The organism is Azospirillum sp. BE72 (assembly GCF_031455875.1).
Lineage (GTDB): Bacteria > Pseudomonadota > Alphaproteobacteria > Azospirillales > Azospirillaceae > Azospirillum.
In genome coordinates, this window is sequence record NZ_JAVDTO010000001.1 from 1,071,795 (window position 1) to 1,086,022 (window position 14,228).

The window sequence follows — 14,228 nt, forward strand, 5'->3', positions numbered from 1 at the left end:
GGGATTTACCCCAACGTCTTGTTCAGCGCCTGATCCAGGTCGGCGATGATGTCCTCCGCCGTCTCCAGCCCGATGGACAGGCGGATCACCTCGGGGCCGGCGCCGGCCGAGGCCTGGGCTTCCGCCGATAGCTGGCGGTGGGTGGTCGAGGACGGGTGGATGATAAGGGAGCGCGCATCGCCGATGTTGGCGAGGTGGCTGAACAGTTCCACGCTCTCCACCACCTTCACGCCGGCCTCGAAACCGCCCTTGACGCCGAAGGTCAGCACCGCACCGGCGCCGCGCGGCAGGTACTTCTTCGCGAGATCACGGTACTTGGACGATTCCAGCCCGGCATAGCTGACCCAGCTGACCGCCGGATGGCTTTCCAGGAACTGCGCCACCTTCAGCGCGCTGTCGGCGTGGCGCTGCATGCGCAGCGGCAGGGTCTCGATGCCGTTCAGCGTCAGGAAGGCGTTCATCGGCGCCTGGCTCGGCCCCAGGTCGCGCAGGCCCACGGCATGGCCGTGGATGGTGAAGGCGAGATGGCCGAAGGTCTCGTGGAAGCGCAGGCCGTGATAGCCGGGGTCGGGCTCGCTCAGCGCCGGGAACTTGCCGGACTTGCTCCAGTCGAACTTGCCGCTGTCCACCACCACGCCGCCGACCGAGGTGCCGTTTCCGGACAGGAACTTGGTGGTCGAATGCACCACCAGCGTGGCGCCCCACTGGATCGGGTTGATCAGGTAGGGGGTCGCCAGCGTGTTGTCGACGATCAGCGGGATGCCGGCATCGTCGGCGATCCTGGCGATGGCCTCGATGTCCGTCACCACGCCACCGGGGTTGGCGAGGCTTTCGACGAAGATCGCCTTGGTCTTCTCGGTCAGCGCCGCCTTGACGTTGTCGACGGTGTCGGTGTCGACGAAGCTCGGCTGCCAGCCGAAGGCGCGCGGGAAGCTGATGCCGAGCTGGTTCAGCGAGCCGCCATAGAGCTTCTTCGACGCGACGATGTGGTCGCCGGGCGCCATCAGCGGGAACAGTGCCAGCAGTTGCGCCGCATGGCCCGACGAGGTGGCGGTGGCGCCGGCACCGCCTTCCAGGTTGGCGAGCCGCTCTTCCAGAACCGCCACCGTCGGGTTGGTCAGGCGGGAATAGATGAAGCCGACCTTCTGCAGGTTGAACAGCGAGGCGGCGTCGTCGACATTCTCGAAGACGAAGCTAGTGGTCTGGTAGATCGGCGTCTGCCGCGCACCCGTCGCCGGGTCGGGAGCGGCGCCGGCATGGATGGCGCGGGTCTCGAAGCCGAAGCTCTTCTGCTCAGTCATCTGTGTGCTTCCCCCAGTTTTTCAGATCAGCTTTTTGAACGATTTCGTCGGCGCCATACGGCGCGTCACCAGCACATTGGAATTGACCCCGATCCGGCCGATCTCGCCGTACAGGCGCTGGATTTCCATCTTCGGACAGCGGTCCATCACCACGGTCAGCCCGGCGGCCTGTGCCCGCGCCGCCGCCTCGTCGTTGCGGACGCCCAGCTGCATCCACACCACCTTGGCCCCGGCCGCGATCGCCTCGTCCGTCACCCCGCCGGCGGCGGCGGAGTTGCGGAAGACGTCCACCATGTCCGGCGGCTCCGGCAGATCCTTGAGGCTCGCATAGACGGGCAGGCCGAGGATGGTCTGGCCGGCCATCTTCGGGTTGACCGGGATGACCTGATAGCCCTTGTCGCGCAGGTACTTCATCACGAAGAAGCTGGCCTTCACCGGGTCGGCGCTGGCCCCCACCACGGCGATGCTCTTCGTGGTTTCCAGCACGCCGCGCAGGAAGGCGTCGGTATAGTCAGCCGGCTCCGTGATCTTCCGCCCGCTCATCGACCGCACCACACCGGCGTGCGCTTGCCAAGGAAGGCGTCGATGCCCTCGGCGGCGTCCTGCGCCATCATGTTCTCGGTCATCACCTTGGCCGCATAGGCATAGGCACCTTCGGCATCCAGATCGATCTGGCGGTAGAAGGCTTCCTTGCCGGTGGCAAGCGTCAGCGGCGATTTGGACGCGATCTTCGCCGCGACGCTGTCCACGACCTCGTCCAGCTGGTCGGTCGGCACCGCGCGGTTGACGAGGCCGATGCGCTCCGCCTCTTCCGCGTCGATCAGGTCGCCCAGCAGCAGCATCTCCATCGCCGCCTTGCGCCCGACCGCGCGGGTCAGCGCCACCATCGGCGTCGAGCAGAACAGCCCGATATTCACCCCCGGCGTGGCAAAGCGCGCCTCCTCTTCGCAATAGGCGAGGTCGCAGGTGGCGACCAGCTGGCAACCGGCGGCGGTCGCCACGCCGCGCACCTTGGCGATCACCGGCTGGCGGACGCGGTTGATCGTCAGCATCAGGCGGGAGCACTGGGTGAACAGCGCCTCGTACAGCTCGCGCGACGGGGCGGCGCGCATCTCCTTCAGGTCATGCCCGGCGCAGAAGGCGCCGCCGGCCCCGGCCAGCACCACGGCGCGGACGCTGCTGTCCTCGTGGATCGCATCCAGCGCGTCCTGCAACGCCGCCATCAGCCCCACCGACAGCGCGTTGCGCGCCTTCGGCCGGTTCAGCGTCAGCGTGGCGACCCCTTCGCGGTCCTCGCGCAGGACCAGCGGGGCATGGGGATCGTGTGTGGAAAGCGCGGCGCTCATGGTCGTTGTCCTCCCGTATTCCTTTGGTTGCGCACCGCCGGCAGCTTAACGCGCCGGGCCTGCGGGCGACACGGGGAACCTGCAGGGCAGGGACAATGAGACGGCAGGTGGAGAAGGAATTCAACAGGTAATTTTGCTATAACCGATCAAAAAGCTACTACAACAATAGGAAATATGTTCGAGCAGAGCGGTGCGGACCAACCTCCGGCCAATGGGGCAGGGGATGGTCAGACCGAGAAGTGAAGCCGTCCGGCGATGTAGCTCAGGTGGGCCTCGACCATGTCGCCGGCCCGCATCCGCCGGTCGATCATCAGGAACTGCAGAGCCTGCTGCCAATGCCGCGACTCCGAACCCGGAGCGGTGGACAGCATCGTGTGGTCGTCGATGTGCAGTTCGAACCAGAAGGCGATGGCGTGCAAGGCGCCGTCGGCGGCGATTGGAAGGCGGGCGGACCCGACCGGCCCATGTGCGGGTGGATTGCGCAGATCGATCCAGCAGACATCGGTCGGCGGCCCCAGCGGCCGGTGCGGCAGATCGTTCAACGCCAGCACCATGTAGGAGGGGTTGCGATACGCCTCCAGCCGCGACAGGTCGAATCCGGCGATGGTGCCGACCGGGTTTGCGCTTCGCAAGCCGGGGCATTCGATCGGCATCGCCTTGATGACCGCGCCCCGCGGCAGGATCACGGCATCGGGCTTCACCAGGGCGCGCGCGGCCTTGGCCACGCTTGCCGCCGCTCCTTCGCCCAGCAGTCCGGCGTCGAGGATTTCGGAGATCAGCAGATCGGCTGGTTCGGGAAGATCGATCCCGACGCGCAGTTCCGACGACCGCTTGTTGATGATGGTGATCCGGTCCGACAAGCCGTTGTCGGACACGATTCCCCTCGCGAGTTCCGCCAGCGGCCGCGACAGTTCGCAGCTGTAGACATGGGCGGCGCCGGCCCGGGCGGCCATCAGGGCGAGCAGACCCGCACCGGTGCCGATCTCCAGGACGATCATGCCGGGCTTCACGGCTGCGTCGATCGCACGCTGGTAGGCGGCATTGCGTGCCTGATCCGCCAGCATGGTGAAATGCCAGGCGGGAAATTGTCTGCCGAGCACAAGGCGCAGATCGAGTTGGGCTGCCTGGAAGGAGGGCTCGACGGCCAGCGCCCGGCGGCACCCCGCGACTGCGGCATCCATCCGGTGCCGGTCCTTCTCGACGGACGCGAGGCTGTACCATGCCTCGGCATCGCCCGGCGTCAGCGCGAGAGTCCGGCGGTAACCTGCGGACGCGGTCTCCAGACTGCCCGATTCGTGATGAAGGCCGGCGCGGTTGAAATGGGCTTCCGCCAGATCCGGAACTTCGCAGACCAACCCGTCGAGGAGGGCAATGGCGCTGTCCACCATGCCGGACCGCGAGAGAGCCGTTGCGGCGCGAAGGAACGACCCGAGGGAGTCCGGAACCATACGGGCGACCCGCAGGAACAGGGCGGCCGCCTCGGCCGGCCGATCCGCTTCCAGCAGTTCGGCTGCCGAATGAAGGGTGGCAGCATGCGCGGGCGAAAGCTGCAGGCATGCGCGAAAGCTGTCCAGCGCCTCGCCCTCGCGTCCAAGCCGGCGCTGGAGAACGCCGCAGTTGAACAGCGTCTCCTCCTTCAGCGGATCGAGACGGCCGCTGCGGCGGGCGATGGCCAGTGCTTCGGCCGGATCGGCGGTCATGGCGGCGAGATTGCCCAGCGCATCCGGATGATCGGGTTCCAGGGCAAGGGCCATGCGGTAGCAAATGTGGGCTTCGTCCTGCCGCCCGAGCGCCTTCAGGGCGTTTCCGGCGTTCGACCGGAATGAGGCTTGCTCCGGCGCGAGACGGATCGCCGTTCGGAAGGACGCGACGGCATCCGTTGCGCCCCCCATCTGCGTCAGCGCGACGCCGAGCAGATGGTGGGCATCCGCTTGGCCGTGATCCGCTTCGATGATGCGGCTGTAAAGCGTCGCCGCCGCATCCAGCCGACCGGAGGCGTGGTGGTCGAGGGCGGCAAGCAGGGCCTCACGGATGGTCGCCATTGCTCAGCCCCCGCCATACGCCGCCTTCCGTTCGGTCAGGATGCCTTGGCGGTCTTCTTCTTCGGCGCGGCGGCTTCCGCCGGTGCGTCCTTGGCGGCCTTGGCCTTGGTCGCCTTCTTGGCGGTGGGCTTCTTCGCCGCAGTCTTTGCCGGGGCCTTGGCCTTGGCGGGCTTTTCCGCGTCGGTGCCCTCGGCCTTGGCCGGTTCGGCGTCCTTCGGGGCCTTGCCCTTCTTGGCGGCGTCCTTGGCGACCTTGGCGTCGATCAGTTCCAGCGCCTGTTCCAGCGTGACGCTGTCCGGCTCGGTCCCCTTCGGGATCGAGGCATAGACGCTGGCATGCTTCACATAAGGGCCGAAGCGGCCGGAGCCCATTGTGATCGGCTTGCCGGTCTTCGGGTGGTCGCCCAACGTCTTGGCCGGGGCCGACGCCTTCTTGGCCGCACCGGCCAGCAGGTCGACGGCGCGGTTGATGCCGATGGTCAGCACGTCGTCATCGGGCGTCAGAGACTTGTAGACGCTGCCATGCTTCAGGTAGGGACCGAAGCGGCCGATGCCGGCGCTGATCTCCTCGCCCGTTTCCGGGTGGTTGCCGATGGTGCGGGGCAGGGCCAGCAGCTTCAGCGCGGTGTCGAGATCGACGTCCGCCGCAGCCATGCCCTTGGGCAGCGACACCCGCTTGGGCTTCGGCGCCTCGTCCTTCTTCTTTTTCTTCGCCTTTGGCTTCTTGCCGTCGGCAGCGGGCTCTTCGGCAGCCGGCTCTTCCGGCGGAGCGACCGCCGCGGTGGGCGCCGGGCCCAGCTGGATGTAGGCGCCGTAGGGGCCGCGGCGCACCGTCACCGGCAGGCCGGTCTCAGGATCGTTGCCCAGCTCGCGTGGGCCTTCCTGCGCCTCGCCGTTCTCGTCGTTGGCGACGGCCAACGGCCGGGTGTAGCGGCATTCCGGATAGCGCGAGCAGCCGATGAAGGCGCCCATCTTGCCCAGCTTCAGCCCCAGCCGGCCCTCGCGGCAGACCGGGCAGACGCGCGGGTCGTGGCCGTCCTCGGTGGCGGCGGGGAAGAAGTGCGCGCCCAGTTCGTTGTCGAGCGTGGTCAGCACCTGGGTGATCGTCAGGTCCTTGGTGCCGTTCACCGCCACGTCGAAAGCGGTCCAGAAGTCGCGCAGTACGGTCTTCCAGTCGATCTTGCCGTCGGAGATCTCGTCCAGCTGGTTCTCCAGCTCCGCCGTGAAGTTGTACTCCACATAGCGGTGGAAGAAATTCTCCAGGAAGGCGGTGACCAGCCGGCCGCGGTCTTCCGGGATGAAGCGCCGCTTGTCCAGCCGAACATAGTTGCGGTCCTGCAGAACCTGGAGGATCGAGGCGTAGGTCGACGGACGGCCGATCCCCAGCTCCTCCAGCTTCTTGACGAGGCTGGCTTCGGAATAGCGCGGCGGCGGCTGGGTGAAATGCTGTTCCGGATCGATGTCGCCGCGGGCCAGAGCGTCGCCCTGGTCCATGGCGGGCAGGCGGCGTTCCTGCTGGTCGTCCTCGGCCGCGTCGTCGCGGTCCTCCTGATAGACCTTCAGGAAACCGTCGAACACGACGATGGAGCCGGTGGCGCGCAGAACCACGTCCTTGGACGGGCCGGCGATGTCCACCGCCACCTGGTCCAGCACGGCGCTTTCCATCTGGCTGGCCAGCGTGCGCTTCCAGATCAGTTCATAGAGCCGCAGCTCGTCGCTTTCCAGATAGCCGGCGACCGAGTCGGGGCGGCGCTGCAGGTCGGTCGGTCGGATGGCCTCGTGGGCCTCCTGGGCATTCTTGGCGGCGGTCTTGTAGACGCGCGGCTGGGCCGGGACATAGCGCTCGCCATAGTGCGAGCCGATCAGGCTGCGGGCGCCGTCGATGGCCTCCTGCGACAGGCTGACGCCGTCGGTTCGCATATAGGTGATGAGGCCAACCGTCTCGCCGCCGATGTCCACGCCCTCATACAGCTTTTGCGCGGTCCGCATGGTGCGGGTGGCGCCGAAGCCCAGCTTGCGCGAGGCCTCCTGCTGCAGGGTGGAGGTGGTGAAGGGCGGCGACGGGTTGCGGCGGCTCTGCTTGCGCTCGACCTGCGATACGGCGAAGGCCTGCGGGCGGATCTTCGCCACCGCGGCTTCCGCCGCCTCGCGGTTGGGCAGGCCGAACTTGTCGAGCCGCTTGCCGTCCAGCTGGGTCAGCGACGCGGTGAAGGCGGCGCCGGCCGGCGTGGTGAAGCCGACGGAGATCGACCAGTATTCCTGCGGCTTGAAGACCTCGATCTCCGACTCGCGCTCGCAGATCAGGCGCAGCGCCACCGACTGGACACGGCCGGCCGACTTGGAGCCCGGCAGCTTGCGCCACAGCACCGGCGACAGGGTAAAGCCGACCAGATAGTCCAGCGCCCGGCGCGCCAGATAGGCGTCGACCAGTTCGCGCGACACGTCGCGCGGGTTGGCGATGGCGGCCTGCACCGCGCTCTTGGTGATCTCGTTGAAGGTGATGCGCTGGACGTCGCGATTGTCGGTCAGGTGCTTTTCGCGCAGCAATTCCGACAGGTGCCAGGCGATGGCCTCTCCCTCGCGATCCGGGTCGGTTGCGAGATAGACGCGGTCGGCCGACTTCACCGCCTTGGCGATCTCGTCGATGTGGCGCTTGGAGCGGTCGCCCAATTCCCATTCCATCGCGAAGTCTTCATCCGGGCGCACCGAGCCGTCCCGCGCCGGAAGGTCGCGGACATGGCCGAAGCTGGCGATGACGGTGTAGTCGTCGCCCAGATACTTGTTGATGGTCTTCGCCTTGGCCGGCGATTCGACGATGACGACGTTGCTGCCCGGCAAGAAACCAGCCCTTCGCGTATGCCCACCCAAACCACGGCGATGCCGATCAGGCGAGAGAGACCTGATGACCGGGAAGACGCTGGACTCGGCCGGCAAGCTCAAGTTCCAGAACCACGGTCAGCACCACCGGAGCGGACAATTGGCACCCGCGGACGAGTTCGTCAATGGTGACGGGCGAGGGGCCGAGGTTTTCCAGCACCAGGGCGCGTGCCTTTGCAAGGTCGGATTCGTCCGGTTCCGTGGTGGGGCCGGGGACCAGTCCGGCGGCGCTGAACAGGTCGCGGGGCCGTTCCGCCAGCGTCGGCGACCGCAGGTTTTCGATGGCGCGCAGCACGTCGTCGGCCCGTTCCACCAGCGTCGCCCCCTGGCGCAGCAGATTGTTGGTGCCGTGGCAGCGCGGGTCGAGCGGGGAGCCGGGGACCGCCATCACCTCCCGCCCCTGTTCCAGCGCCATCCGCGCGGTGATGAGCGAGCCGGAGCGCAACGCCGCCTCCACCACCAGCACACCCAGCGACAGGCCGGAGATCAGGCGGTTGCGTCGGGGGAAATGGCGGGCCTGCGGCTGGGTGCCGATGGCGCTTTCCGCCACCACCACGCCCTGCGCCACGATGTCGCGGTAGAGTCCCTCGTTCTCAGGCGGATAGACGACGTCGATGCCCCCCGCCAGCACCGCGGCGGTGCCGCTGCCGATCGAGCCGGCATGGGCGGCGGTGTCGATGCCGCGGGCAAGGCCGGAAACGACCAGCAGCCCGGCCGCGCCAAGCTCCCGCGCCAGCGACTCGGCGAATTTCTTGGCGTTCAGCGAGGCGTTGCGCGCCCCGACGATGGCGACCGCGCGCCGCCTCAGCAGATGGGCGTGGCCCGCCGCCGAGATCACCGGCGGCGCATCGTCGACCGCGGCCAGCGGTTCGGGGTAGTCGGGTTCGCAGGCGCAGATCAGGCGGGCGCCGAAGCGGCGGTTCGCCTGCATCTCCCGCTCCGCCTCCGCCTTGGAAGCGACGCGCAGTGGCTTGGTCCGCCCGCCGCGCTTGGCCAGTTCCGGCAAGGCGTCCAGCGCCGCACGGGCACTGCCGAACTGCTCCAGCAAGCGATGAAAGGTGATCGGCCCCACATTCTCGGTGCGAATGAGGCGGATCCAGTCGAGCCGTTCGGCATCGGACAAGGGGCGACGCGGTTGTGTCATGCTTGGAATTTATACAACCATTCCATACAGGACATCAACATTCAAACGTATGGAGATGCGATCTCCCGGATAAATCTCCTCGAAATGGTGTGCGTCGTCGCTGCCGCAATCCAGCGGGTGGCGTCGTGCCGTCTTTCTGCCTCGTTGAACTTCACAACGTTGTGTGCTGGAGGTGACGCGAGTTTCCATCCTGAAGGCGGAGCCGGTTGCCCGGCCCCGCCCGTCGGCCCTTAGCTATCCCGGTCCTTGTTGAAGCCGGCTTGGAACTCGATCTTCCACTTGAACCAGAAGCGGTCGAGCCACTCTAGGAACTGCTTCACTCGCGTCACCTCCTTGGATCGCCGGCCGAGACACATCCCTGCCGGACCGGCGCCACTATGTGGAACCTGCGCGTGTGTCAATTGCGGCGGGGAGTCGCGTGGCTGCGTTGCCGGTCCATGCAATGAAATACCGCTCACAAGTAATATAGTTTCAGTCTGCTGAAATCCGTTTGCGACGACAGTCCTCCATCAGGGTGTGTCGCAATGACGGGTGTTCTCAATTAAAAAATATGGAATTCTGGCAAATCAGTGGTTTGTGATCTTTTCGGAATAGCGACGTATGCCGGAGTTTCCCCAATAGAACCCACTCCACGTTTAGGTATCATCAGCCCCGGATATATGGATTGAGGTGGGGTGCAGGCGATGTTCGGACGGGGAAAGGTCAATCGGGCGCTGGCGCGGAAGATGTCGGCGCTCGATGCTTTGCGGGCGAAGGTGATGGTGGCCGACGAGAATCTGACCATCGTTCACGTCAATCCCGCCGTGGTCGCATTGCTGCGCGAAGCGGAGAGCGATCTGCGCAAGGATTTGCCCCGGTTGGACGTGAGTCGTCTGGTCGGCACCAACATCGACGTGTTCCACAAGAATCCCGACCACCAGCGCCGGTTGCTGGCCGCTCTGACGAAGCCGTACAGCGCCACCATCAAGGTTGGCGGCCATCAGTTCGACCTGCTGGTCACCCCGCTGACGGAAGACGGGCAGCGAATCGGCTTCGTCGTCGAATGGGCCGACGCCAAGGAGCGGCTGGAGAATCTCGACTATGCCGCGCAGATGGCGGCGATCAGCCGGTCGCAGGCGGTGATCGAGTTCACCACGGACGGCATCATCACCAAGGCCAACGACAATTTCCTGAGGGTGATGGGCTATCGCCGGGATGAGGTGATCGGCAAGCACCACAGCATGTTCGTCGAACCGGCCCAGCGCGACAACGCGGACTATGCCCGCTTCTGGGATACGCTTCGCCGTGGCGAATTCCAGGCCGCGCAGTACAAGCGCATCGGCAAGTCCGGCAATCCGGTGTGGATCGAAGGCGCCTACAACCCGATCTTCGACGAGAAGGGGCAGGTGACGAAGGTCGTGAAGTTCGCGGTGGACATCACCGCCCAGGTTTCCCTCCTGAACAATCTCAAGGTGTTGATCGACAAGAATTTCGGCGAGGTCGATCAGGCGCTTCGCCTGTCATTGGGCGAGGCGGGCTCCGCCAACGCCGCCGCCGGTTCGACGTCCGCCAGCGTCCAGGCGGTGGCCGCCAGCGCGGAGGAACTCGTCGCCTCGATAGGCGAGATTTCTCAGAGCATGACCCGCGCCCGCGCCGCGACCGACGGCGCCTTCGACCGCACCGTCGCGGTGGGGGAAAGCACCGACCGGCTGGCCGCCGCCGCCCAGGCAATGAACGGCATCGTCGGGCTGATCAACTCCATCGCCGGCCAGATCAACCTGCTCGCGCTGAACGCCACCATCGAAGCGGCACGCGCCGGAGAGGCCGGCAAGGGATTCGCCGTCGTGGCGTCGGAGGTGAAGAACCTCGCCAATCAGGCCGGCAAGGCGACGGAGCAGATCTCGGCGGAGATCGAGGGCATCCAGTCGACCTCGACCGAAGTCGCCAGTGCGCTGAACGCCATCCGCGAGGCGGTGGCCGTCGTGCGGGAGCATGTGACCGGCACCGCCTCGGCGGTCGAGGAGCAGAGCGCCGTCACCCAGAACATGTCGGCCAACATGCAGACAGCGTCGGCCGCCGTAGCGACGGTGACCTCCAACGTCACGGCGATCTCCACGGCGGTCAATCAGGTGGCCGGAGCGGTCGAACGGACCAAGGAGGCGGCGCACGTCCTGGTCCGCTGACGACCTCGGCCGGATCAGCGCTTGTGGAAAGCCGGCGGGCGCTTTTCGAAGAAGGCGGTGATGCCCTCCTTCGCTTCGCCATGGTGCAGGGCTTCGACGAACAGGTCGCTTTCGCGGGCGAGCTGGGTGGCGAAGCTGCCATAGGCCAGTTCCATCAGCTTCTTGGCGCGGCCCATGGCGCCGCTCGGGCCCTCGGCGATGGTCTTCGCCCAAGCGACCGCCTCCGGCAGTGCCTGTCCCGGCGCCGTGACGCGGTTGACGACGCCCGCCGCATGCAGGCGGGCGGCATCCACCGGGCCGCCGGTCAGCATCAGTTCCGCATAAAGCTGCGGCGGCAGCGCGCGGGCCAGCGAGGCCGAGGCGCCGCCATCCGCCGTCAGCCCGACCTTGACGTAGGCGGTCAGGAACTGCGCGTCCTCCGCCGCGACGATCAGGTCGCAGGCCAGCGCCAGCGAGAAGCCGGCACCGGCGGCCGGCCCTTCCAACGCGGCGACGATGGGCTTGGGGCATTCGCGCATGGCGCGGACCCAGCCGTGGAAACGCTCGATCCCGTCCCGGTTCTCCGATCGCGAGCGGCTGCCGTGGTGATAGAGGTTGGTCAGGTGCCCGCCCGAACTGAAGGCACCGCCGGCCCCGGTCAGCACGATGGCGCCGATGTTGGGATCATGCGTCGCCTCGTCCAGCGCATCGCGGCCGGCGGCCATCATCCGCAGGCCGAGCGCGTTGCGGGTGCCGGCGTCGCTCATGGTCAGCACCATGACGCGGCCCTGGCGTTCCACCGTCATGCTGCCGGTATCCTGACGTTCGTTCATGGTCGTTTCTTCCCCGGTTGTCCTTGTCCGGCGGAGGGATCCTCACCGGATGGTAGAACCACTGTGACAGCGGCAGGGCACCGCTCCAATCCGTACGACCGGTATAGGAAGGAGCCGGATTTCGCGGAAAGCGCCTGTTCTTCCACAATACCCCTTCCTACATTGGGGTGAGGCCGATCGCCGCGGCAGCGCTTGGCGGGCCGGCATGGCGTGACCGACGGGCGGAGGCGGGGGATGGCGCTGGCTCTGGATCGGCAGGGGGATCGGCAGGGGCGGGGCGGGGGTGGCGGGAAACGGCCGGGCATCGCCGCGCCCCTGCCGCCCTACGCCAACCGCACCATCATCCTGGCGTGCGTCCTCGCCTTCGTGCTGCGGCTTCCGCCGGAGTCCTTCGCCTTCGTCCCCGCCTATTTCTTCGGAACGGTCGAACTGGCCGGGCCGCTGCCCACCGCCGCCTTATGGCGCGGGCTGTTCGGGCATGTGCTGATCCATGGCGACCTGACGCACCTGACCTCCAACATGGCGGTGCTTTTGCTGTTGGGCGATGTGGTGGAACGCGAGGCCGGTCATCTGCGCTTTCTGCTGCTGTTCTTCGCCGGCACCGTGGCGGCCGCATTGACCGAGGGGCTGCTCGCGGCCGACCGGATGGCGCCGCTGATCGGGGCGAGCGGGGCGATCTGCGCGCTGATGGGGGCTTTCCTGTGGATGCGCCCGCGCTTCGGACTGCTGTCGCGGCGCCTTCCCCGGCGGCTGGTGCAGGGAGCGATCGTCGTTTTCGCGCTGCTCAACGCGGCGATGACGCTGATGCCGCCGCCCGCCGGCTCTCCGCTCGCGGAAGTCGGATGGGGCGCCCATGCCGGCGGGCTGTCCGCCGGGTTGCTGCTGGGGGCGCTGCTGCTGTGTCTGGCCGGACCCCGGCGGCCGGCAACCGTCGGGTAGCGGCGTTCGGTATTGTCTCCAGAGCGGTTGCAATCCGCTCCCATGCCCGAAATACTCGCGCCATCGTCAGCGGGAGAGAGCGGACCATGGGGAACGACGCGGTTCTAGGCGTGATCGGCGGCAGCGGCCTTTACGACATCGACGGGCTGGAGAACACCCGCTGGGTCAAGGTGACGACACCCTTCGGCGACCCGTCCGACGAGCTGCTGACCGGCGAATACGAAGGCCGCAAGCTGGTCTTCCTGCCGCGCCATGGCCGCGGCCACCGGATTCCGCCGTCGGAGCTGAATTTCCGCGCCAACATCCACGCGCTGAAGCAGCTGGGCGTGACCGACATCCTGTCGGTCTCCGCCGTCGGTTCGCTGAAGGAACATCTGCCGCCCGGCACCTTCGTGGTGATCGACCAGTTCATCGACCGCACCTTCGCCCGCGACAAGAGCTTCTTCGGCAGCGGGCTGGTCGCCCATGTGGCGCTGGGCCATCCGGTCTGCGGCCGGCTGGGCGACATGATCGAGCAGGCGCTGGTCGAACTGGACATCCCCCACCAGCGGCGCGGCACCTACATGGTGATGGAGGGGCCGCAATTCTCCACCGTCGCCGAATCGAACCTGTACCGCAGCTGGGGTTGCGACGTGATCGGCATGACCAACATGCCGGAGGCCAAGCTCGCCCGCGAGGCGGAGATGTGCTACGCGACCGTCGCCATGGTCACCGATTACGACTGCTGGCATGAGGGGCACGACCATGTCTCGGTCGACGCGGTTATCAAGGTGGTCGTCGCCAATGCCGGCAAGGCGCGCTCGCTGGTTTCGGCCCTGGCGCCGAAGGTGGCGCACCGCGACGGCCACTGCGTCCAGGGCTGCCACACCGCGCTCGACAACGCGATCATGACCGCACCCTCCCACCGCGACCCGGCGATGCTGGAAAAGCTGGCGCTGATCGTGAAGCGCGCGCTGGGGTGAATTGGGGCGGCGTGGACCGTTGCCGACCGCGTGAAAACGCACTATTTTCGGGGAAGGCGTACCGAGGCTGCTATCCCCGGTACGCCCACCCGATCAGCGGTTCAGATGCTCAAGCACCAGCTTGAGCAGCTGCAACAGCAGGATCAGGAGAGTGAGGATTTGGTTCATCCTCTTGCCCTCCGTTAGTGCGGCGCGGGCGGTGGCCGTTCCACCGCCCCGACCGCGGCGCAAACATGCCAAGCATCCCCGCCGGTTGGAAGCTGCAAGTTGTATGTAATTTTCCGTGCTCGCTTTTTTGTGTGCACAAAGCGCTTGCCCACGGCATGGGACAATGACTCCGCTGCCTGATCGGCCCATGAACGAAAGTAGGGGTGTGTACCTTTCCGGGCGTCGAATATATCATCGGCACACGTAACCATTCGGGTGACGTCAAGACGGTTCGGCGGTTGATCGATGCGGCTGATGGATGCTCTCGGGAGCAGACCCGGTCTTCGCATGGTCCTGCGATGCAGTGCTTTGAAAATCCCTGGTGCGGCGATGGGCTGTCGGCGCCGGTACAGTCTTGCGTTCGCGCTGTATTTTCCACGCGGTGGAATAGGACGGGAATGGAAGCCATGCATTTTGACGAATTGCCGGAAAGCCGC

10 protein-coding genes are annotated in these 14,228 nt (G+C 66.7%); 3 read left to right on the plus strand and 7 right to left on the minus strand.

Going from position 1 to position 14,228, the window contains the following annotated elements:
• Positions 1 to 5: 5 nt before the first annotated feature.
• The 6 genes from J2Y49_RS05230 to dprA all read right to left on the minus strand — a co-directional run bounded on the left by J2Y49_RS05230 (position 6) and on the right by dprA (position 8,709).
• A complete protein-coding gene (locus J2Y49_RS05230; RefSeq protein ID WP_310112969.1) occupies positions 6 to 1,301 on the minus strand; it encodes an O-acetylhomoserine aminocarboxypropyltransferase in 1,296 nt (431 codons plus the stop codon).
• 21 nt (positions 1,302 to 1,322) lie between these two features.
• On the minus strand, positions 1,323 to 1,844 hold the full coding sequence (locus tag J2Y49_RS05235; protein ID WP_310112970.1) for a CoA-binding protein: 522 nt from the start codon (positions 1,842 to 1,844) through the stop codon (positions 1,323 to 1,325).
• Positions 1,841 to 2,647: an enoyl-CoA hydratase gene (locus J2Y49_RS05240; RefSeq protein ID WP_310112971.1), complete on the minus strand. Its 807-nt coding sequence runs from the start codon at positions 2,645 to 2,647 to the stop codon at positions 1,841 to 1,843. Before J2Y49_RS05240 ends, J2Y49_RS05235 begins: the two co-directional genes overlap by 4 nt.
• A gap of 227 nt (positions 2,648 to 2,874) precedes the next feature.
• Positions 2,875 to 4,689, minus strand: a complete 1,815-nt coding sequence (locus J2Y49_RS05245; protein WP_310112973.1) for a tetratricopeptide repeat protein — start codon at positions 4,687 to 4,689, stop codon at positions 2,875 to 2,877.
• 35 nt (positions 4,690 to 4,724) lie between these two features.
• Positions 4,725 to 7,526 carry a type I DNA topoisomerase gene (gene topA / locus J2Y49_RS05250; RefSeq protein ID WP_310112975.1) on the minus strand — a complete coding sequence of 934 codons (2,802 nt, stop codon included), beginning with the start codon at positions 7,524 to 7,526 and terminating at the stop codon, positions 4,725 to 4,727.
• Between the two features lie 46 nt (positions 7,527 to 7,572).
• Positions 7,573 to 8,709, minus strand: coding sequence for a DNA-processing protein DprA (gene dprA / locus J2Y49_RS05255; protein ID WP_310112976.1), 1,137 nt, complete (start codon positions 8,707 to 8,709; stop codon positions 7,573 to 7,575).
• A 683-nt stretch (positions 8,710 to 9,392) separates the two neighbouring features.
• Here dprA and J2Y49_RS05260 point away from each other — a divergent pair.
• Positions 9,393 to 10,871, plus strand: a complete 1,479-nt coding sequence (locus J2Y49_RS05260; RefSeq protein WP_310112979.1) for a PAS domain-containing methyl-accepting chemotaxis protein — start codon at positions 9,393 to 9,395, stop codon at positions 10,869 to 10,871.
• Between the two features lie 14 nt (positions 10,872 to 10,885).
• On the opposite strand, the gene J2Y49_RS05265 is transcribed toward J2Y49_RS05260, so the two are convergent.
• The gene (locus J2Y49_RS05265) at positions 10,886 to 11,683 is read right to left on the minus strand and encodes an oxepin-CoA hydrolase, alternative type (protein WP_310112981.1); all 798 of its coding nucleotides are present in this window, start codon (positions 11,681 to 11,683) and stop codon (positions 10,886 to 10,888) included.
• Positions 11,684 to 11,917: 234 nt separating this feature from the next.
• Between J2Y49_RS05265 and J2Y49_RS05270 the strand changes: the two genes are divergently transcribed.
• Both J2Y49_RS05270 and J2Y49_RS05275 read left to right on the plus strand, forming a co-directional pair.
• The gene (locus tag J2Y49_RS05270) at positions 11,918 to 12,622 is read left to right on the plus strand and encodes a rhomboid family intramembrane serine protease (protein ID WP_310112983.1); all 705 of its coding nucleotides are present in this window, start codon (positions 11,918 to 11,920) and stop codon (positions 12,620 to 12,622) included.
• An 86-nt stretch (positions 12,623 to 12,708) separates the two neighbouring features.
• Positions 12,709 to 13,584, plus strand: coding sequence for an S-methyl-5'-thioadenosine phosphorylase (locus J2Y49_RS05275; RefSeq protein WP_310112985.1), 876 nt, complete (start codon positions 12,709 to 12,711; stop codon positions 13,582 to 13,584).
• Positions 13,585 to 14,228: the final 644 nt, after the last annotated feature.

What these genes read in the sequence shown, in the direction of transcription:
- J2Y49_RS05230 (WP_310112969.1), bottom strand. Translation starts at nt 1,301, where the DNA reads ATGACTGAGCAGAAGAGCTTCGGCTTCGAGACCCGCGCCATCCATGCC.
- J2Y49_RS05235 (WP_310112970.1), bottom strand. Translation starts at nt 1,844, where the DNA reads ATGAGCGGGCGGAAGATCACGGAGCCGGCTGACTATACCGACGCCTTC.
- J2Y49_RS05240 (WP_310112971.1), bottom strand. Translation starts at nt 2,647, where the DNA reads ATGAGCGCCGCGCTTTCCACACACGATCCCCATGCCCCGCTGGTCCTG.
- J2Y49_RS05245 (WP_310112973.1), bottom strand. Translation starts at nt 4,689, where the DNA reads ATGGCGACCATCCGTGAGGCCCTGCTTGCCGCCCTCGACCACCACGCC.
- dprA (WP_310112976.1), bottom strand. Translation starts at nt 8,709, where the DNA reads ATGACACAACCGCGTCGCCCCTTGTCCGATGCCGAACGGCTCGACTGG.
- J2Y49_RS05260 (WP_310112979.1), top strand. Translation starts at nt 9,393, where the DNA reads ATGTTCGGACGGGGAAAGGTCAATCGGGCGCTGGCGCGGAAGATGTCG.
- J2Y49_RS05265 (WP_310112981.1), bottom strand. Translation starts at nt 11,683, where the DNA reads ATGAACGAACGTCAGGATACCGGCAGCATGACGGTGGAACGCCAGGGC.
- J2Y49_RS05270 (WP_310112983.1), top strand. Translation starts at nt 11,918, where the DNA reads ATGGCGCTGGCTCTGGATCGGCAGGGGGATCGGCAGGGGCGGGGCGGG.
- J2Y49_RS05275 (WP_310112985.1), top strand. Translation starts at nt 12,709, where the DNA reads ATGGGGAACGACGCGGTTCTAGGCGTGATCGGCGGCAGCGGCCTTTAC.